The following is a 20,235-nucleotide window of genomic DNA, read 5'->3' on the forward strand; positions in this document are numbered from 1 at the left end:
CAGACAAGACCGATGGCAACGGAAAGCGAGTGAATGCGAATGGAGACGATCAATTGGAAAAAGAAAATGGAGGAGCAACTGAGGCGTAGCGGATTCACGTTACAGGTCGAGAACATGGCCAACCTCGGTTTGACGGAGATTCATGCATCTTCGTCCCCATTGATCTCGTATCCGCTCCGGATTCGCCTGTACGTCCGCATGGGGTGGCTCATGTGCACGGTCGATGCGACATCGGTCGACCGGAACGAGGACCATCCATTGTTCGAGCGAATGATTGCCGCCGTGTTCGAGCGCATCGTCCGACACTTGTATCACGCCTACGACTTCCATGTCTTGACGTATATCGGCAATACCGGCAACTATATCGCACCGAAAGAGTCCGAGACGGGAGAAATCGTTAACCTGCTCGCACAACTGTGGACCGACCGCTCCTATCTGCACCTGGAGACGTATGAAGAGTATCCGGCCCTATACGTGACGCCGCCATGGGCGCACCAAGCCTACGCGTTTGAGAGCACGGATGACGAATGGATTATCTATGCGGGCCGAAGCGGCCGTCCGGCGACGGATTATCGCGCCGACGGGACGGAACTCAAACCGCATCGCCTGGCCGAAGGGGACTTGTTCTTCCCGGTGCATCGCATTAAAAAAGACCGCGGCACGCTCGCGCTCGCCGAATGGTTACGGCTCGAGCGTCGTGAAGTCGAGGATTTCATGCTCGCCTTCATGAACACGATTCAGAAATTCGATCCCGCCTTCGGCTTTTCCTGGGGTGGGACCGATACGTTCTTTCATGGGGTGCCGGTCGAACCCTATGCGCAAGTGCTTCGGCTCGAGAGCGGGAAACGACGTTACCGGGTCATGAACAACTCGGCTAAGCGACTGTTTGCCGTCGCGGACGACCCGCTCGAATGTTTGAAGGAAGTGGAACAGACGCTCCGGACGGTCCGTTTGCCTGAGCGGCGGGTCTCCTCGCTCGGACAGCTCGTGATGGGCATTTGGCAACAGTTCGAGCCTGATGAATCGACCTATATCCAAGAAGTCGCCTATCGTGGCATTTCCCAGTTCCAAATTGAAGAAAAGATTGGCCACGCCTTGGCGAACCGCCAACGCGTCCGTTGGGTCGAGAAGACCGATCCTCACCAATCCATCATTGAGTTCGCCCATTTGCGGATTTCATTCCCGAAACGACCACCCGGCATCGTCACCGTCGAGCCGGTTGAATCTTCTTATGAGAGAGGTGCCCTATGAGAATCGTTGACGCACGTGCCATGCCAATCAGCCATGAGGATTTGATTGCCGTCACCGAGACGTCCATCTACTATCGAGAGAAGACCGGCGAGACGAGTTTCTCGATCTATCGCTATGATGAAGCGGACGGGACCGTCACGCCGATCAGTCATCGCGCCTATGAAGACTATGGGATTTCGAAGCTGTTCGTCAGTGACGCTCGTGTCTATTTCTTGAATGAGATACCAGACCGGACGGGTGTCGTCCGCACGGAGTTGATTGCGTTCGACTATCGCTCTGGACGAGAAGATGTGCTCGCGACATTCGAGAAACGTGGTAACAGCACGCTCTATTGGGTTCTCGCGGACCGTTACTTCCTCTTCTTGACGAGTTTCGGAGATACTGATGAGGCATGGTTGTATGATGCGGAGACGTCGTTCCAAGAGCGAATCCGTGACGAGCGACTTGTCGGACATGCCGGTAAGTTCCGTGAGCTCTATCTGTTCTCGACCGAGCTCGATGGCATTCCATATATCGTCTGCAACGCCCGCTTGGACGAGTTTGCCTATTACGAGGCACTCGAGGACGGTCGGGTCTCCCCGGACGATGCGATCGACCATTCGGAGGCGATTCTGATTTGTTCGCTCGACGAGGCGGTCGAGGCGATCAAGTCCCGTCAAAACGAGATTCCGTTCGAGGACTTGATTCGTCTGCACGGGGAAGGGGACACGGTCCAATACTTGGGTGAACGGGACAAGCGACTTCGGTTCTCGACTTTCGTCGACGAGGCGAACGAGGAGACGATTTATGAGTTGACCGCACCGGACGTGCTCCGCGAGGTGGCGGTGGTCGACTGGGGCGCCTACGAGCCGATTGACTTCACGTATGATGATGTCAGTTCGACGATTTTCATTAAAGTGGAAGAGTCAACGGACCATACCGAATTGATTGACGCGACGACCGGGGCCCGCTTCCTCGACACGGCTCCTTTCGAGCGCGTGCTCGCCTCGAACTATTTCATCCATGAGTCGGCGGCAGATGGAACAGGTGGGGGCGTGACCGTGTTCAATCTCGAGACAAATGAGCGGCAAACGTTCGAAGACGCCTATTACACGGTGCTCGATGAGACGATTGTCATCCTATCGACGAAGCAGTTATAACGAAAACACCTGAACCAATCCATGTGATTGATTCAGGTGTTTTATAATGGTTTACATAATAAGTTATCGTAAACCTATCATAGCTTGTTTTTTCTTCTCGTCGCCGATATGGGCATAGACTTGCGTCGTCGCCACCGATTCGTGACCGAGCAACTGTTGAATCGTCAACACATCGATGCCGCTCATGGCGAGCCGTGAGGCGAATGTATGACGTAGTTTGTGTGGTGTCACCTGTTTATGCGTCAAGAACGGCAAATACGGTTTCAAGCGGTCGATGTGGCCTTTTAACGTGTGTTGCACCGTCCGCACCGAGATGCGCTTGCCTCGCTCCGATTGGAATAGCGGGCCTGACCCGTCACGTCGATAGGCGTCGAGGAGCGGCTCGAGCGGGGAGGCGATCGGGATGACCCGTTCCTTATTGCCTTTCCCGATGACGCGAATCGTCCCGCTCTCGCGGTCGATATCGTTCCAATCGAGGCCGACGAGTTCCGAGACGCGCATCCCGGTCAACCCAAGCAGTTGAATCATCAAAAAATCGCGGTCCCGGTTGCGCTCGTACCAACTCGCCTCGCGGTCGGACATACCGACGTTGCTGCGGACGAGCGTCGAGAAATCGAGCCACTCCTGCTCCGTCAAATAGACCGGGTTGCGCTTGGCACGCTTCGGCCGTTCGACCGCCTGGAACGGGTTATGGGCCGTCACGCCCGTCTCAATCAAATGGTTGAACAGTGACTGCATCGACGACAATTTTCGGTTGATGACGCTCGGCGCGTTATCGAGCTCGAGGGCGAGATACGTCGCGTACGCCTCAGCCCCCGCGTGATCGAACTCGACGAACGAGTCGATCTCGACCGACGACGGGTCGACCTCGGATGCGCTGGCGGCCTCGACCCAGCGGAAAAAGTCTAAAAAATCATAGAGATAGCGCTGGGCGGTCTGTTCCGAATAATGTTTGGCTGCCAGGTGATTCAAAAAACGCTGGATGAAGCTCGGCATGCGCTCGTAGCCGCTCAAATTGAAACGTTTCGTCGTGACCTTAGTCGGTGCTTGTCCGAGCTGGCGGAATATACTCAAAAGATCTCTCCTTGCTTACTGATGGATTGACGTGACGATTCGGTCCTTGCCTTCTTGTTTGCCGGCCCGAAGCCGGTCGTCCGCCTCTTTGACGAGCGTGTCGACGGCCTCGAATCCGGTTCGCGTCGTGACACCGAACGTCATCGTGACGCTGAGACGACGGCCGTCATAAATCGTCTCGAGTGATTTGATGCGTTGGCGCAAGCGGTCAATCGTCTCCGTGGCCTCTGCAGTGGACTGGTCCGCCAAGAAGATGAGGAACTCCTCGCCACCCCAACGGACGGCTATCCCGTCGGTTCGGGCAAGCGCGGAGGCGACTTGCTTGAGTACGAGATCGCCGCAGTCATGACCGTGTTGCTCATTGAACGCCTTGAAATGGTCGATGTCCCCTAGAGCGACGGCGTATGGCCGTCCATTGATGACGGCTTCGCGAATCTCATCTTCGACCAATCGGTAACCGGTCGTCCGATTATACAACCCGGTCAGCCCGTCCCGTGAGGCGAGCGTGTGCAACCGTTCGTTCGTCCGCTCGAGCTCGGATGTCACCTCGACGACGGACCCTTCGAAGACGAAAGACAGACCGGCAATCAAGGCGATCGTCGACAAGAGACAAAAGAGGCCCAATATTTGCTCGAAGGACGGCGTGAGCGGTTGCGTCCCTGTCGTCACATTCATATATAGGAAACCGTAGATGGTCATGGCGAGTATCGTCGAGGCGACCCGGATGGACCGACGGACGTTCGGCATGAAGAACACTCCATAGGCGACCATGATGATGAAGTAGTGGACGTTCGCACCCCAACCGAGCACGACCGTCGAGATGATTGCGTTATAGACGACCTCGATGAACAGACCGACGAAGAACGCTCGATAATATCGTTTATGTACAAAATAAAAGGATAGCGTGTAATACAGAATGCTGAGTAGATTCGACCAGGCGAGTACCGTGACGCCGAGTTGCCAAAACGTGATCAAGAACACGACGTGGATGAGCCAAGCGAGCGCGTTCCCGTAAAAAGTGATGCGGTAATTATATAGTGTACCGCGACGTTCCTCATAGGCAGTTCCCACGCGAACACCTCCTGAACCTTAGTATACCGAACTGCCATCGATTTGCCCATGGGCGTTCGAGAAACGAGTCAATCTTACTATCTGAAACGCTTTAAATCCGTCCTTATGATTGCGTGAAATAGATATTTCACGCAACGTTCGTTCGCACGGGATTTTCCTCCGAGACACACATCGACCTGCCAACCGGAGAAATAACGTCGTATAATCCGGTTTACATAATTAGTTATGGTGAACCAATTGATTTGTTTTAAAAATTTGAAAGAGTTACAGTTGTATGATAAAAGAAAATAAAGCTTGAAACGGTGATTCAGGTAAAGGTACACTGAGAACGTAAACAAAAGGGGGATTTCAGGATGGACGATCAACGTTTGAAACAATGGCTCACCGAGGCGAAGACGATCGCTGTCGTCGGCGTGTCAGCGAACCCGAACAAGACCGCGAACCAAATCGCAGACTATTTGATCTTGCAAGGTTACACAGTCATCCCTGTCAATCCGACGCTCGAGACGTGGAACGGACGCAAAGTCTATCCGACGGTCGAGAGCATCCCGGGGCGCGTCGATATCGTCGACGTCTTCCGACGCAATGAGTATTTGGCCGGCGTGGCTGAAGATGCCGTCCGACATGGGGATGTCGGTCTCGTCTTCAACCAGCTCGGGCTCACCAGCCCGGACGCCGAGCGGATCGCTCGCGATGCCGGACTCGACTACATCGAAAATCGATGCATCTATGTCGAGCACGCCCGCCTTCTCGGTTAAGACCTACCTCCTTGGTAGGTCTCCTTTTTTTCACGAGCCCCGCTCGCGGAGGGAGGCTTGCCAGAATCCAAAAACAGCTATACAATAGGATAGAAAAACGAACGTGTGTTCGAAATTGAGGTGACGAAGATGTCAACAGACTTATTTAATTACAATGAAGACGCCATCCAGGTGCTCGAAGGACTGACTGCTGTCCGGAAACGTCCGGGGATGTATATCGGTTCGACCGACCATCGCGGCTTGCACCATCTCGTCTATGAGATCGTCGATAACGCAATCGATGAGGCGCTCGCCGGATTCGGTGGCCAAATCGATGTGACCATCCATAAAGATGACGCGATCACGGTACGAGATCACGGGCGTGGGATGCCGACGGGGATGCACGCCTCCGGGAAACCGACGCCAGAGGTCATCTTCACGGTCCTTCACGCCGGCGGTAAGTTCGGCCAAGGCGGCTACAAGACGTCAGGTGGACTCCACGGGGTCGGCGCCTCGGTCGTGAACGCACTCTCGAGCAAGGTCCTCGTCACGATTTATCGCGACGGCAAAGTGTTCGAGCAGACGTTTGCCGACGGCGGGATCCCGCAGACGACGCTCCTCGAGACCGGAAAGACGCGTCAGACGGGGACGAGCGTCTACTTCAAACCGGACGCCTCGATCTTCTCGACGACGACATATAACTACGACACGCTCGCTGAACGGCTCCGTGAATCGGCATTCCTGTTAAAAGGATTGACGATCACGTTGACGGACGAGCGTTCGGATAAAGAAGAGACGTTCCATTACGAGGAAGGGATCGCCGAGTTCGTCCAATATTTGAACGACGACAAGGCGACGCTTCATCCGATCGTCTATTTCGAAGGGACGGAGAACGATATCGAGCTCGAGCTCGCCTTCCAGTTCACGGACGCCTATTCTGAGAACGTCCTCTCGTTCGTCAACAACGTCCGGACTCGTGACGGCGGCACGCACGAGGTCGGCGCCAAGACGGCGATGACCCGCATCGTGAACGAGTACGCCCGTAAGAACGGATTGTTGAAAGAAAAAGACAAGAACCTTGACGGCGGCGACGTCCGCGAAGGCTTGACGCTCATCGTCTCGGTACGGATCCCGGAAGAGTTCCTCCAGTTCGAGGGGCAGACGAAATCGAAACTCGGTTCGCCCGAGGCCCGTACGAGCGCTGATGGTGTCATGGCCAAACAACTGACGATCTTCCTCGAGGAGAACCCGCAGATGGCGACGATGCTCATCAAGAAGGCGATCCGCGCCGCCCAGGCCCGCGAAGCCGCCCGGAAAGCCCGGGAAGAGGCGCGCAACGGCAAGAAAAAGAAACGTTCGAGCATCTTGAACGGGAAACTGACGCCGGCGACGTCGAAGAACGCCGCCAAGAACGAACTGTTCCTCGTCGAGGGTGACTCGGCCGGCGGTTCGGCCAAACAGGGCCGCGACCGGACGTTTCAGGCCATCCTGCCGCTGCGCGGGAAGGTCATCAACTCGGAGAAGTCGAAACTCCAGGACATCATGAAGAATGAGGAAATTAACACGATCATCCACGCGATCGGGGCTGGGGTCGGCCATGACTTCGAGCTCGAGGACTGCAATTTCGACAAAATCATCATCATGACCGACGCAGATACGGACGGGGCTCACATCCAAGTGCTCCTGTTGACGTTCTTCTTCCGTTATATGCGCCCACTCGTCGAGGCCGGCAAAGTGTTCGTCGCCTTGCCACCGCTCTATCGGATTTCGAAAGGGAAAGGCAAGTCGGAACAGTTCGAGTACGCTTGGGACGAAGAAGCGCTCGAGAAGCTCGTCAAAGTGTATAAGAAGGGCTATATCCTCCAGCGCTACAAAGGTCTCGGTGAGATGAACGCCGACCAGCTATGGGAGACGACGATGAACCCCGACACACGGACGCTCATCCGCGTCACGGTCGACGACGCTGCCGTCGCCGACAAGCGTGTCTCGGTGCTCATGGGAGACAACGTCGCCCATCGCCGGGAATGGATCGAGGAGAACGTCGCCTTCGGCCTCCAGGAAGATGATTCGATCATCGCCAATGAACACGTGACTAAAGCGATTGAGGAAGTGATGTAACGATGTCGACGATTCAACATATTTTAAACTTGTCGCTCGAACAGGTCGTTGGTGACCGCTTCGGGCGTTACTCGAAATATATCATCCAGGACCGGGCCCTCCCGGACGCGCGCGACGGCCTCAAACCCGTTCAGCGCCGCATCCTGTATGCGATGCACCATGAAGGCAACACGAACGAGAAACCGTACCGCAAATCGGCCAAGACGGTCGGGAACGTCATCGGTAACTATCACCCGCACGGTGACAGTTCCGTCTATGAGGCGATGGTACGCCTATCGCAGGACTGGAAGTTGCGTTACCCGCTCATCGACATGCACGGGAACAACGGCTCGATGGACGGCGACTCGGCCGCCGCGATGCGGTATACCGAGGCCCGTCTGTCGAAGATTGCCGGCGTCATGCTGACGTCGATCTCGAAGAACACGGTCGACTACACGCCGAACTTCGACGATTCGACCGAAGAGCCGCTCGTTTTGCCGTCACTCCTCCCGAACTTGCTCATGAACGGGACGACGGGAATCTCTGCCGGTTACGCGACCGAGATTCCGCCGCACAACTTGACCGAGGTGCTCAACCTCGCCATCGCCCGTCTGAAAGGTGAGGTCGAGACGACGAATGACGCGTTCCGTTATATGCAAGGACCTGACTTCCCGTCTGGCGGAATCGTCATGGGCAAAGACGGCATCTTGAAGGCGTTCGAGACCGGAAAAGGCAAGGTCATCATCCGTGCCAAATCGGTCATCGAGCCACTTAAGGGAGGTCGTGAACAGATTACCATCACCGAGCTCCCGTATGAGGTGAACAAGGCGAACCTCGTCAAGAAGATGGAAGAGCTTCGCCTCGACCGCAAAGTCGAAGGCGTCGCCGAAGTCCGTGACGAGACTGACCGGACCGGTGTCCGCGTCGTCATCGAGTTGAAGAAGGAAGCCGATGCGGAAGGTGTGCTCCATTTCTTCTTGAAGCATACCGATCTGCAGCTCGCCTATAACTACAACATGGTCGCCATCGTCAACCGGACACCGAAACAGATGGGACTCTTGTCGATTATCGACGCATACTTGAAGCACGTCGAAGAGGTCGTCACTCGACGCACGACGTTCGAGCTCGACCAGGCGAAGAAACGCGCCGAGATCGTCGATGCGCTCGAACAGGCCATCTCGGTCCTTGACGAGACGCTCGAACTCATCCGTTCGGCCAAAGACAAGTCCGAGGCGAAGCAGAAGCTCATGGAGCGGTTCTCGTTCTCAGACCGTCAAGCCGAAGCGGTTGTCATGCTCCAATTGTATCGTTTGACGAACACGGATATCGTCGAACTGCAAAAAGAGGCGAAGGCGCTCCAAAAAGAGATCGCTCGCCTCGCTAACATCTTGAACGTCGACGCGACGAAACGGAAGCTCATCTCGAAAGAGTTGACCGCACTCCGTGACGAGTACGGCGACGCACGACGCTCGGTCATCGAGTCCGAGGTCGAAGAGTTGAAACTGAAGACAGAGGTCATGATCGCCGTCGAAGAGACGATGGTGTTCGTCAGCCGCGACGGGTACGTCAAACGTTCATCGATGCGCTCATATGGCGCCTCGAGCGACGAGATGCCGGAGATGAAGCAGAAAGACCGTCCCGTCCTCGTCACCCAGGCGATGACGACGGACCACTTGCTCGTATGGACGAACAAGGGCAGTTACTTGCTCATCCCGGTCCATCAGATTCCAGAGTCGAAATGGAAAGACGCCGGTCAGCATGTCGCCAACCTCGTGCCGATCGAAGGCGAACAAGTCGTTTCGGCCGATGTCGTCTCGACGTTCGACACCGACGCGCACTGTCTGTTCGTGACGCGTGAAGGCATGGTCAAACGGACACCGCTCCGTGACTATGACGCCCAACGCAAGTCGAAGGCGCTCATGGCGCTCAAACTGAAAGGCGACGACGAGGTCGTCTTCGCCGGCATCAGTGACGGGCCTGGCCAACTGTTCCTCGTCTCTGAGCGCGGTTACGGCCTCTGGTTCAAAGAAGATGACGTGCCGGTCGTCGGTCAGCGCGCTGCTGGCGTCAAAGCGATGAACTTGAAGGATGGGGACATGGTCGCCGATGCTTTCGCCTTCTTCACACCGCCACTGTTCGTCCTCGTGACGCAACGTGGAGCGGTCAAGAAGATGAAGCTCGAGGATCAGTTCGACTGCACGAACCGCAACTTGCGCGGGACGATGCTCATCCGCGAAGTCAAATCGAAACCGCACCAGATTCGTCGCGTGCTCCCGGTGCATGACGATGAAACGCTCCACATCATCGGGAAAGAGAAAGCGAAGACGGTCAAGACGAAGCAGTTGACGCTCTTGGATCGCTACGCCAACGGCTCGTTCGTGTTTGATGAAGAGACGTTCGGAGAGATTGAGGACGTGTATCTCGATTGAGATCGAACTAAAGAAAACCCTGTACCAGAGACCATTGTCTTTGATACAGGGTTTTTCTTATGGATTCAAAGCTCGGCCTCTATCAGATAGCGCTCCAAATCGGCCTGTTGGCGCAAGTGATGACGGGTATGCATCTCGATGAGGTCGTACCACTCCTGTGCGTTCAGCCAGCCAAAACCACCATGCCGGGCTTTGACGTCACGGTTCGCCGAGCGGACGAGCGGTTCAAGTCGCTTCAAACGCGCAGACAACTCGTCGAGTCGTCGCTCGAGCGTCTCCCGCTTGTCCGTGTTGTTCGGAGGTTGGTTCATCTCATCAGGTAAACGGATTTTAATCGGAGGGAACCCACCGGCTTGAAACAATCGTTCACCGAATTCGGTCTTTCCAAGCGGTTGCTCTTCGCGTGAAGCGAGACACCGTTCAATCTCGTCTGCATATTCCTTGGCCACCACGATGATATGGTCGTACATCTGCCCGATTGACCAGACGTCTGCTGCTGTCTGGTAGCGCAACTGCCGTTCGGTATAGCCGTCCAAGTCTGCTTTGAACTGGGATAACACTGCGATCGACATATCGTTCCTCCTTTGCCACCGTTCTCATTTCAGTATATCACGGGGAGGATAGGTACTTTCTTATGGGAGCGGGTATTGCTAAAAGGAACAAGTCCATCGTTTGGCGAATGGGGTAAGAGGAAAAATCATGGGGGGATCACTATGTCTCAATGGCTCGACTGGGCCAAACGGCTCCAGGCGCTGGCACAGGCTGGCTTGACGTTTACGAAAGACGAGTTCGATCGAGAACGTTACGTCGAACTTCAACGAATCGCGACCGAGATGTTCGAACGACAGTCAGACCTCGCCTTGGAGGAGGTCACGAAACTGACGCACGTCGATGGATACCCGACACCGAAACTCGACGTACGCGGTGTCGTCTTCCGGGACGATGCGCTCTTGCTCGTCAAAGAGCGGTCGGACGGGCTTTGGACGTTACCAGGTGGTTTTTGTGAGGTCGGGTTCTCCCCGGCCCAAAATATCATTAAGGAGATTGAGGAAGAGGCCGGGTTTGATGTCGTACCGGTACGGCTACTCGCGTTGTTCGATATGCATCATCACGACCATCCACCGCTGTCGCAGCATTACTATAAACTGTTCATCGAATGCGAGCTGATTGGTGGAGTGGCGCAGGTGAGCCATGAGACGAGCGAGGTCGCCTTCTTCACGCGGGGCAACTTACCACCTTTATCCACCGCGCGGAACACACAGGAACAGCTTTATATGTGTTTTGAGGCTAGATGGCAAGAAGATTGGATCACGTTGTTTGATTAAGGGGAGGGGATATCATGAAAGTCACACGGATTGACCACGTCCATCAACTGACATTCTATGCGCCTGTATTACCGATTAACGTCCAGTTGATTGAGCGGGAGCTCGGACTCGTCTTGATTGACACCGCCCTCGCGCGCAATGCGGAAGCGATTTTAGCGTATATCGAGGCACAGGAGCGTCCGCTGCTCGCCATCTTGCTAACGCACGCCCATGGCGATCACGTCGGTGGTGTCGATGCCATCTTGAAGGCGCACCCGCACGCCGAGCTGTACGTCTCACGTCGGGATGCCCGTCTCCTCGAAGGGGACAAGACGACCGACCCGGATGAGCGGCCACTCAAATTAAAAGGATCACTCCCAACCATCCACTCCTTGCCGGATAAATTGCTCGACCCAGGTGAGCGCTTGTTCGGTCTGAGGGTCTATCCGGCAGCGGGTCATACGCCAGGCTCCATCGCCTATTTCGATGAAAAGGAGCGGAACTTGTTTGCTGGTGACGCGTTCCAGACACGTGGGGGAGTCGCCGTGGCAGGGGATGTACGCCCGTTGTTCCCGCTTCCGGGCGTCGCGACATGGGACAAACGGGCAGCGGTCGAGCATGCAGAGAAGTTGATCGACTTGGCACCGCGCCACACGTTCGTCGGACACGGACAGCCTGTCGCTGGGACACACCGGCTCTATTTGGCGCTGAAACGGGCCAAACGCAAGCAAGCACGTCTATTTTCACGATAAACCGGAGGTGCTGATAGATGGAGTTACGCGAGATTCAGACGACAGATTATCAACTGGCCGAGCAGATGCTCGAGATTCAACGGAACGCTTATGCGGTCGAGGCCGAGCTGATCGGATTCGATGAGATTCCAGCGCGTTATGAGACGGTCGAAGTGATTCAAAATCTGCCTGGGACGAGCTATGGCTTATATAACGATGAGCGGTTGATCGGATTCATCACGGTCGAAGCGGCTGAGAACACGGTCGAGGTCACGAAATTATGTATCGATCCGACGTATTTCAGGTCGAGGCTCGCGACGACGTTGCTCGAACACGTGCTCAGCTTGCATGAGGACAAGCTTGTCTATGTGCACACCGGCAAACATAACGGTCCGGCCAAGAAGCTGTATACGAAGCTCGGGTTCGAACCGAGTGCCGAGTTTGAACCGGAACCAGGTGTCACTTTGATTCGATTTACGCGATCTTGAATCCCTTATCTCAAATTTTAGATTCCGTCTCACTTCCTTAAGTATACTAAAGGATTGAGACGGAGTTTTATTTTTACTGATAATATATGTTATGTTAACTAAAAGGAAAATAAAGAAAATTGATGTCAGATATGACATCTCTCCTCTCGAAAAAAATCAGAAAATCTTGTACCAATACAACGTCATGTCGATGTTCGGATTGCCGGTCTGTTTGAGCGTATCGACACCGCCGAGCGCGAACCCTTCTTTTGCATAAAAGCGACACGCGATCACGTTATCGTTCTGCGCTTCGAGTGACAATCCAAGCAACGATTGCTTTTTTGCCCACGCCTCCGCAACTTCTATCAGCAAATGCCCAAGCCCGCTGTTGCGATAGCTTCCACGGACCGCGATGTTCTCGATATACGCAAAACGGTTCCAGTCTTTCACCACACGGATTTGTCCAATACATGTTGTCTCGTCGAATGCCAAGAATATTTGTTTGTCCTCACTGTTGATGTATTCAGACCAATCCAGCAAATCGTCTGGAAAGCTTGTCACACGGGCTTTCTCATATAACTGTTCCTCATACGTCCAAACCCCGTCAGAAAAGCTCGGAATGATTTTCCCTATGACTGGAAACGGATTATTGGCTTCGTTCACGACGCTGATGGAATACTCATCTAACGCTTTGATCGAGATGTTCGGGGCTTCTTCCATTGCATTATTCTCCCTTCTATATGTAATGACCGCTCCATCCTATAACTACATGATCTCACCAGACTAGCCATACAGTGGCGGTCATGAAATCAAAGTCGGTGGTACTGTCGACAACACTTCAATTACATCATGTGATGTCAGGAACACGTAATGCTGAATATTATAAACCGTTTCGTAAATGTTTGTTGATTCTTCAGCTAACCATTTTAAATAGCTGGAATCGGTCACTTGAAAGAGTGTCCAGTCGCCAAAAAAATCAGGGTCATGATGTTTGTATAAATGTTCTAGCGTTCTAATAAGCGTTCCTTCGTCTGTATGTCGATACGACAATACAAGTCCGTCAAACAAGAATGTATGTGTGTTCTCATGCGCATCAATAAACACGAGTCTTAATCCGTCTTTATCATCAATTAGCGCCTGCAGATATAGTTTATCTGGTATCTCTGGATTGACGGTCCATCTTTCCCATTTCTCCATGTGGGCCCTCCTCTCCTCATTTTAATATGTTACGAATATGCCTTTACTATCTATCATACATGAATTATTAAAGTTCACGTGGGTTGGAGTCGGCTGATCAACACGATGACATTTTCGCTTAAACCGTATTGTTCAAACCGACATCCATTGATCTGTTTCATCATAATTAATAAACTGTGTCATTCGATTGAATCCTTCATTCATCAACATGTTAGCGCTTTATGGATTTATGTTTCAAAAATAACTTTAACACTGTTCATCCGCTCTTAGGAGTTGCCTGTAAGCGTATGTCATGCTATTTTTAGACAGATGATAACTTAAGGAGGAACTTGAATGAAACGTATGACAAAAGGTTTGGCAGCATCCCTATTACTGGCTGTCCCGCTCGCGGCGTGTGGTGATTCTAGCACCGATCAGGCCGAAACTTCACGCTGGGACGAAATCAAAGAAGACGGTACACTCACGGTCGGTACAGCGGGGACACTCTATCCGGCCTCATTCCGGGAAGAGGATAGCGATACGTTGACGGGGTTTGACGTCGAGCTCATGAAAGAGGTCGGGAAACGTCTCGACCTCGAGGTCCAATTCAAAGAGATGGCGTTCGACAACATGTTGACGAGCGTTCAAAACGGACAAGTCGACGTCGCCGCAAACGATATCTCGGTCACAGACGACCGGAAAGAGAAGTTTGCCTTCTCGACGCCATACAAGTACACGTATGGGACGGCCATCGTTCGCAAGAGCGATCTATCAGGTATCGAGTCACTTGAGGACTTGAAAGGCAAAAAGGCCGCTGGAGAAGCGACGACCGTCTTCATGGACGTAGCACGTCAATACGGGGCGGAGGAAGTCATCTATGACAACGCCACGAACGACCAGTACCTCCGTGACGTCTCGACAGGACGGACCGACGTCATCTTGAACGACTACTATCTCCAGACGCTCGCCCTCGCCTTCTTCCCGGAGTTCGACATCACGATTCACCCGGATATCGCCTATAACCCACAGGAAGTTGCGTTCTTGATGGATAAGGAAAACGCAGAGCTTCAAGAGAACATCGACCGCGTCCTTACCGAGATGCTTGAAGACGGCACGGTGAAAGAGTTGTCGGAAACGTTCTATAACGGTGCCGATGTCTCGGTCGAACCAGACGTCGACGCGACCATCGTCGAATTGGACTAAGCACTTATGTTCGAAGGTGTGAAATGGGAAGCGATTTTTGACGTCGACCTGGCTGTGCGCTCGTTCCCTTATCTGCTAGGCGGTTTGCCGAACACGCTTTGGATCTCATTCGTCAGCATGTTCTTCGGCTTGTTGCTCGGTCTCGTGCTCGCCCTTGGGAAACTGTCACCGTCGCGGTTATTACGGTTCCCGTCGACGTTCTATATCTCGTTCATGCGGGGTGTACCGATTTTAATTATCCTGTTCATCTTATATTCAGGGTTTCCATTCATCGGTATCGAGTTCGCAGCGCTGACGGCGGCAATCATCGGGTTCAGTCTGAACTCGGCGGCCTATATCGCGGAGATCGTCCGGGCTGCGATCCGTGCCGTCGATCCAGGACAAGTCGAGGCGGCCCGCTCGCTCGGGATGAACAAGTGGTTGACGCTGAAAGGGGTCATCTTACCTCAGGCGACGCGGATTGCCCTCCCCCCGCTTTCGAACGTGTTCCTCGATTTGATTAAAGCGAGTTCGCTCGCCGCCATGATCACGGTTCCGGAGATTTTCAATAAGGCGAAAATCGTCGGGGGTCGGGAATTCGATTATATGACCGTCTATTTGGTTGTCGCCTTGATCTATTGGGGCATCTGTACGTTCATGTCGTTCTTCCAGGACTGGCTGGAGCGGCATTTCGAACGCTATTTGGATACACCGAAACGATGACTGACTTGCCTCATACAGGCAGGTCAGTTTTTTTGTCGGGCGGTTATTGCGAAAGTGACATGGTATAGTCAACCTATTCCATATTGCGATTCAAAGGAGAGACGTCGCCTATGTTCTCAAAATTATTAGTCGGATCATCCGTTCTCATCACACTTACGTATATTTTGTTCGACGGGCCAACATGGGTCAGCGTCCTGCAACCTTTCACAAGCATGATTGTCTTGTATTACTTGATTTTCGAGTTCCCGAGCCGTAAGAACGCGAAAACGTCTTCTTCGGATTGACCATGATCGACCTACATATTTAGCAACACCGTTCTTTAGCGTTCCATCTCGGTCCGCGAGTGTGCTATGATTTTTATAAATATTCAGAAAATAGACGGGGGACTTACATTATGGTGCAACAATGGACGACACATTTAAACGATCAAGTGATCGGGCAGTCGAAGGCGATTAAGCTGTCGACGATCGCTCTCCTCTCCGGGGGCCACGTGCTGCTCGAGGACCGGCCTGGTACCGGCAAGACGACGCTTGCACGAAGCCTGGCCACATCGGTCTCGGCCGCGTTCCAACGCGTGCAATGTACACCGGACACGCTACCGAGTGACATTTTAGGGATGGAGCTGTTCAATCCGACGACGGGAACGTTCGAACGCCGGACTGGACCGATTTTCACGTCAATCTTGCTCGTCGATGAGATTAACCGGACGACACCTCGGACACAGTCGGCACTGTTGGAGGCGATGCAGGAGCGACAAGTGACGCTCGGTGAGGTGTCGCTTCGTCTACCGGACCCGTTCTTCGTCATCGCGACGCAAAACCCGTTCGATGGGCAAGGGACGTTCCCGTTGCCACAGGCTCAACTCGACCGCTTCTTGTTCAAACTGTCGCTCGCTCCGTTGTCTCGGGAGTCGGAACGCCGGTTGCTACGGAACGAGCATTTGAGTGCGGCCCCGTTCACGTTGCAACAGACCGAACTTGCCGAGATGCAGCAAGCCGTCCGTGATGTCTTGTTCCACGAGGCGATGGAGGACTATCTCCTCGATTTCGTCGAGGCGCTCCGTCATCACCGGGATATCGAGGTCGGACCGAGCCCACGGGCGACGCTCGCCTACACGATGGCGGCTCGGGCGCATGCCTATATGGACGGACGGGATTACGTATCACCGGAAGACATCCGCGCGCTCGCCTTGCCGATTCTCGGACACCGCATCGTCTTGACGGTCGAGGCGTCGCTCAAGACGAAGCCGTCTAAATTGATCAAGTCCGTTTTGGAGACCATCCCGGTCCCATCAGAGGTGTGATATGCAACTCGTCAGCCCTCGCTACCTCGAGTCCGGGTATATGTGGCTCTTGTTCGTCGTCGGGGTGTTCACCGCCCTATACGGCAACGTCTTCCTCGCGAGTGTGATTATCGGTTTCAGCCTGTATGCGCTCATCATGCCGGAGTTGTTGTTCCGGCTCGCTGAATACGTACATGTCGAAGTGACCGACGAGCTGAAGCTGTTCCCGAACGATGAAGAGACGTATACAATCAAATTGGTTTCAACGGCGCCTGTCCCGCTCGGTGTCGTCCGTCTGTCAGGATATCTCCATCCTACCGTCGAGTCGGAGGAACACGCCTTCTGGCGCCAAGAGAACTATGTCGGACGCGAGGCGGCCGTCGCCTATACGCTCCCGCTCAAGGCGATTCGACGCGGACCGATCCGCATGGAGGCGATCGGTATGGAGATTCGTGACCCGCTCCGTATGTTCTCGCTCTATAAGGAAGACCCGCTCGACCGCATCGGCTATGTCTTCCCCGAATTCCTGCCTTATCCGATTCCGAAGCGCCCTCCGACGTTACCTGGGGAGGAGATGGTCCGTCATAGCGCCTACCGTGACCCGGAGACGTTCCAGTCAGTGGCGCCGTATCACGGCCAGCCGATGCGACAACTGTATTGGTCGGCATATGCGAAAACGGGGGAACTGCTCGCCCGGACCGAGCAACCCGTCCAAGCGAACGAATATGTCGTCGTGCTCGACTTGTTGACGAAAGACGGACGCGCCCTCACCCATCAGATGGAGCGGTTGATTTCACAGGCTGCGGCGCTATGTCGCGACTTCGAGAAAGAGAACGCGAGCTATGGGCTGATTGTGCCGACATTGACGAAGGAAGGGATCACCTATGACCTCGCCCCGGGGAGCGGTGAGACGCATTTCCGCAAGGTCATGACGACGCTCGCCTGTCTATCGGAGCGTGACTTCCCGCTCGCCCGGTCGCTGTTCGAACGGAAAGTCGCCAAATACGGCGGCAGCCAATCGATTCTACGGCTCGGAGGTGACGGCCGATGAGACTACTTTGGTGGGTATTTGCCGCTTTCTATGTCGGTCACGCGTTTCCACTCGTCTTTCTCTTGACGCTCCGATTGCCGCGCAACTGGCAACTCGGTGTTCAGACGGCCCTCAGCATCGCCGCCCTTTGGTTTTCTTATGAAATAAGCGTGACGTTGCTCTTATTCACGTACGTCCATGCCTTTATCCGGACGCTCGACTGGACGGACCGTTACGCGATCGCCAGCGTGCTCTTCTTGATCGTCGATTGGTTGTCCCCGCCGGCGTCGCAGCCGCTCGCGATGATCGTCTTCCCGTTCTTGTTCTTGTTTTGGCAGCGGAGCCTATATTACCGCCGTGACTATAAACGGATGCTGTCGACGCTCGTCGTCGCCCTCGCCGTCGGTCTCGGATTGGCCGTCATCATCCGGACGATCAAAGAGTTATTGTTTGGTAATCTCGTCGCCTGGATTCGTCCCATCTTCGTCTGGATCGGGGGTTGGTTCGATGGGTTCAACTTGGATCCGACCGACCGCGTCAACCGGATTCTCGTGCCGGACAATCCGAACATCGATGCCGAGACGATTTCGAATGAGACGTTGCTCGAATCGGCGACGAATCAATCACTGTTCTTGATTCTGGCTTTTCTCGTCCTTTTGGTCGGGATGGTCGCCTTGTTCATCTACTTGCAACGCCGTAAAGAGATACAAGAGGATGTGACGGTACCGAAACAGCGCCATCAAGCGGCGGATGCCGTCCGTCGCGTCACACGGGCCCCACGTCACGTCCGCTTGCTCGATGCCGGGCGCCGGCTCGAACAGGCCCATCCTCGTCATCGTGAGGAGACGGTCATGGAATGGTTCGACCGCATCGGATTCAGCGAAGGGAGTCGCTTCGCCGTCTGGCTCGAGGCCGCCGAGTACGGGGAGAAAGAAGCCCCGGTACCCATTGTCGAGGCGTTCGAACGACATGTCACCCAGACGCTCAAAAAATAAGAGACCAGTCAGTTCGCCGGGCACTCCCGGACGGTCTGACTGGTCTTTTTTAAAGGATTGGGCTGAGCAAGCGTGACACGCTCTCTTTGAAACGGATCCATTTCGTTCGTGTCTCATAACGCTCAATCGTTAACCTGTCGGCACATGCGAGGTCTCGATTGAATGCATCGATGACAGACTGGGCAACGACTTCGTCATAAACGAGCGCTGAGATCTCGAAATTGAGACGGAAACTGCGCGCGTCGATGTTCGTCGTGCCGATCGAGGCGACCTCGCCATCGATGACGAGCGTCTTCGCATGGAGGAACCCACCTTCATACGTATATACTTCGGCACCGTAGCGGACGAGCTCGGCCGCATTCGTATACGTCGCCCAATAGACAAACATGTGATCCGGCTTGTTCGGAATCATCAGGCGAATCTTCGTCCCAGACATGAGCGCGTTACGGCAGGCGTCAAGAAAGCTAGCGTCAGGGATGAAATATGGGGTCTGGATGTAAATCGTCTCTTTCGCCTCGGTGATCATCTTGACGAGCATATTTTTCAAGTGCTCGGTCGACGAGTTCGGGCCAGATGTGACGATTTGTACCGGTGACCGAGACGTCTCGAGTAAAGAAGTCGGCCAACGGAAGTCCTCTTTCTCGGCCCGGTGTTTCGTCGGTACGGCACGGTTCCAATCGAGGAGGAAACGCTCGAGCAGTTCACGAACCGCCTCCCCTCTCATCCGCAGATGCACGTCGCGCCAATAGCCGAACTGACGGTTCGTCCCGAGGTATTCATTCCCGACGTTGAAACCGCCGATATAGCCGATCTCCCCATCGATGATACATAGCTTTCGGTGATTCCGGTTGTTGACGCGGAAGTTGATACCGAGGCGTGACGGGAAGAACGACTTCACCTCGCCGCCGTGCGCGAGGAGCTGTTTGAAATGGGAGCGTCGCAATCCCCGTGAGCCGACGGCGTCATAGAGCAGACGTACTTTGACGCCTTCCTTGGCCCGGCGCGTGAGTGCCTCGATGAGCGCTTGGCCGAGCGAGTCATTTTGAATGATATAGTACTGGATGTTGATTTCCTGCGTCGCCATCTCGATGTCATGGAATAACGCTTCGAACTTCTGCTCGCCATCATGGATGACCTGAATCGCATTATGATACGTCACGAGCGCATTTGTGGAGGATAAGTTCAAGCGGGCGAGCCTTCGATATTTTGACAAGAGCGGGTCATGGGCGAAAAGTCCTTCATGCGCATCAAGCTCGGTCAATTGGTCGTCGACGTGTTTGGCGTACTCGTGACGACGCTCCTCGTCGACCTGATAAAAGTTGTTCGATTTGATTAACCGTCCGAAGAAGATGTAGATGAAGAAACCGAGCAGTGGGATGAAAAACAGCACGAGCAACCAAGCCCACGTCGAACCGATGTCACGCCGCTCGAAAAAGATGATGGTGACGGCGAACGTGACGTTCAAGACAATCAGCACGATACCGAGAATACTGATGATGATTTCAGTTGGGACCATCTCGACGTCTCCTTTATCCTCTAGTTTACCC

General features: G+C 54.2%; 20 protein-coding genes. 14 read left to right on the forward strand and 6 right to left on the reverse strand.

Translation table 11 applies throughout. The features are described from left to right. Positions 1–39: 39 nt before the first annotated feature. A complete protein-coding gene (locus KNP84_RS11070; RefSeq protein WP_029595436.1) occupies positions 40–1,251 on the forward strand; it encodes a hypothetical protein in 1,212 nt (403 codons plus the stop codon). Next, positions 1,248–2,390: a hypothetical protein gene (locus KNP84_RS11075; protein WP_215114806.1), complete on the forward strand. Its 1,143-nt coding sequence runs from the start codon at positions 1,248–1,250 to the stop codon at positions 2,388–2,390. The genes KNP84_RS11070 and KNP84_RS11075 overlap by 4 nt, the downstream gene beginning before the upstream one ends. Before the next feature lie 63 nt (positions 2,391–2,453). On the opposite strand, the gene KNP84_RS11080 is transcribed toward KNP84_RS11075, so the two are convergent. Together KNP84_RS11080 and KNP84_RS15375 are read right to left on the reverse strand one after the other, a co-directional pair. After that, entirely contained in the window at positions 2,454–3,464 is a 1,011-nt protein-coding gene (locus KNP84_RS11080; protein WP_215114807.1) for a tyrosine-type recombinase/integrase, read from the reverse strand. Between the two features lie 15 nt (positions 3,465–3,479). Next, positions 3,480–4,535 (reverse strand): GGDEF domain-containing protein, encoded by a 1,056-nt coding sequence (locus KNP84_RS15375; RefSeq protein ID WP_021067468.1) that lies wholly within the window; start codon positions 4,533–4,535, stop codon positions 3,480–3,482. 353 nt (positions 4,536–4,888) lie between these two features. Here KNP84_RS15375 and KNP84_RS11090 point away from each other — a divergent pair, with 353 nt between their 5' ends. The 3 genes from KNP84_RS11090 to parC all read left to right on the forward strand — a co-directional run bounded on the left by KNP84_RS11090 (position 4,889) and on the right by parC (position 9,798). Further along, on the forward strand, positions 4,889–5,293 hold the full coding sequence (locus KNP84_RS11090; protein WP_021067467.1) for a CoA-binding protein: 405 nt from the start codon (positions 4,889–4,891) through the stop codon (positions 5,291–5,293). A 129-nt stretch (positions 5,294–5,422) separates the two neighbouring features. Beyond that, positions 5,423–7,390, forward strand: a complete 1,968-nt coding sequence (gene parE / locus KNP84_RS11095; protein ID WP_214799912.1) for a DNA topoisomerase IV subunit B — start codon at positions 5,423–5,425, stop codon at positions 7,388–7,390. Positions 7,391–7,392: 2 nt separating this feature from the next. Then, the gene (gene parC / locus KNP84_RS11100) at positions 7,393–9,798 is read left to right on the forward strand and encodes a DNA topoisomerase IV subunit A (RefSeq protein WP_214756598.1); all 2,406 of its coding nucleotides are present in this window, start codon (positions 7,393–7,395) and stop codon (positions 9,796–9,798) included. Between the two features lie 65 nt (positions 9,799–9,863). Here the strand turns inward: parC and KNP84_RS11105 are convergent, their stop codons facing one another. Continuing rightward, the gene (locus KNP84_RS11105; protein ID WP_215114808.1) at positions 9,864–10,370 is read right to left on the reverse strand and encodes a DinB family protein; all 507 of its coding nucleotides are present in this window, start codon (positions 10,368–10,370) and stop codon (positions 9,864–9,866) included. A gap of 141 nt (positions 10,371–10,511) precedes the next feature. On the opposite strand from KNP84_RS11105, the gene KNP84_RS11110 reads away from it, so the two are divergent. Genes KNP84_RS11110 through KNP84_RS11120 form a run of 3 tightly spaced genes read left to right on the forward strand, consistent with a single transcriptional unit; the run spans position 10,512 to position 12,321 of the window. Continuing rightward, entirely contained in the window at positions 10,512–11,123 is a 612-nt protein-coding gene (locus tag KNP84_RS11110) for an NUDIX hydrolase (RefSeq protein ID WP_214756600.1), read from the forward strand. Positions 11,124–11,137: 14 nt separating this feature from the next. Further along, the gene (locus KNP84_RS11115; RefSeq protein WP_131472667.1) at positions 11,138–11,854 is read left to right on the forward strand and encodes an MBL fold metallo-hydrolase; all 717 of its coding nucleotides are present in this window, start codon (positions 11,138–11,140) and stop codon (positions 11,852–11,854) included. 17 nt (positions 11,855–11,871) lie between these two features. Beyond that, entirely contained in the window at positions 11,872–12,321 is a 450-nt protein-coding gene (locus KNP84_RS11120) for a GNAT family N-acetyltransferase (protein ID WP_214827398.1), read from the forward strand. Between the two features lie 156 nt (positions 12,322–12,477). On the opposite strand, the gene KNP84_RS11125 is transcribed toward KNP84_RS11120, so the two are convergent. Together KNP84_RS11125 and KNP84_RS11130 are read right to left on the reverse strand one after the other, a co-directional pair. Then, positions 12,478–13,020: a GNAT family N-acetyltransferase gene (locus tag KNP84_RS11125; RefSeq protein ID WP_029595446.1), complete on the reverse strand. Its 543-nt coding sequence runs from the start codon at positions 13,018–13,020 to the stop codon at positions 12,478–12,480. An 81-nt stretch (positions 13,021–13,101) separates the two neighbouring features. Further along, entirely contained in the window at positions 13,102–13,497 is a 396-nt protein-coding gene (locus KNP84_RS11130; protein ID WP_131472671.1) for a hypothetical protein, read from the reverse strand. Positions 13,498–13,830: 333 nt separating this feature from the next. Here KNP84_RS11130 and KNP84_RS11135 point away from each other — a divergent pair, with 333 nt between their 5' ends. The 6 genes from KNP84_RS11135 to KNP84_RS11160 all read left to right on the forward strand — a co-directional run bounded on the left by KNP84_RS11135 (position 13,831) and on the right by KNP84_RS11160 (position 18,688). Then, positions 13,831–14,679, forward strand: a complete 849-nt coding sequence (locus KNP84_RS11135) for a transporter substrate-binding domain-containing protein (RefSeq protein WP_131472673.1) — start codon at positions 13,831–13,833, stop codon at positions 14,677–14,679. Between the two features lie 6 nt (positions 14,680–14,685). Further along, positions 14,686–15,381, forward strand: a complete 696-nt coding sequence (locus KNP84_RS11140; protein WP_021067457.1) for an amino acid ABC transporter permease — start codon at positions 14,686–14,688, stop codon at positions 15,379–15,381. 110 nt (positions 15,382–15,491) lie between these two features. Further along, a complete protein-coding gene (locus KNP84_RS11145) occupies positions 15,492–15,665 on the forward strand; it encodes a hypothetical protein (RefSeq protein WP_214799924.1) in 174 nt (57 codons plus the stop codon). A 110-nt stretch (positions 15,666–15,775) separates the two neighbouring features. Next, complete coding sequence (locus KNP84_RS11150) at positions 15,776–16,684, forward strand: AAA family ATPase (RefSeq protein ID WP_029595449.1); 909 nt, start codon at positions 15,776–15,778, stop codon at positions 16,682–16,684. Position 16,685: 1 nt separating this feature from the next. After that, positions 16,686–17,714 (forward strand): DUF58 domain-containing protein, encoded by a 1,029-nt coding sequence (locus tag KNP84_RS11155; RefSeq protein WP_021067454.1) that lies wholly within the window; start codon positions 16,686–16,688, stop codon positions 17,712–17,714. Then, positions 17,711–18,688: a hypothetical protein gene (locus KNP84_RS11160; RefSeq protein ID WP_215114809.1), complete on the forward strand. Its 978-nt coding sequence runs from the start codon at positions 17,711–17,713 to the stop codon at positions 18,686–18,688. Before KNP84_RS11155 ends, KNP84_RS11160 begins: the two co-directional genes overlap by 4 nt. Positions 18,689–18,737: 49 nt before the next feature. On the opposite strand, the gene cls is transcribed toward KNP84_RS11160, so the two are convergent. Then, positions 18,738–20,204: a cardiolipin synthase gene (gene cls, locus KNP84_RS11165; protein ID WP_215114810.1), complete on the reverse strand. Its 1,467-nt coding sequence runs from the start codon at positions 20,202–20,204 to the stop codon at positions 18,738–18,740. Between the last annotated feature and the right edge of the window lie 31 nt (positions 20,205–20,235).

The organism is Exiguobacterium sp. s70 (assembly GCF_018618315.1).
In the GTDB taxonomy this organism is placed as follows: Bacteria; Bacillota; Bacilli; order Exiguobacteriales; family Exiguobacteriaceae; genus Exiguobacterium; species Exiguobacterium chiriqhucha.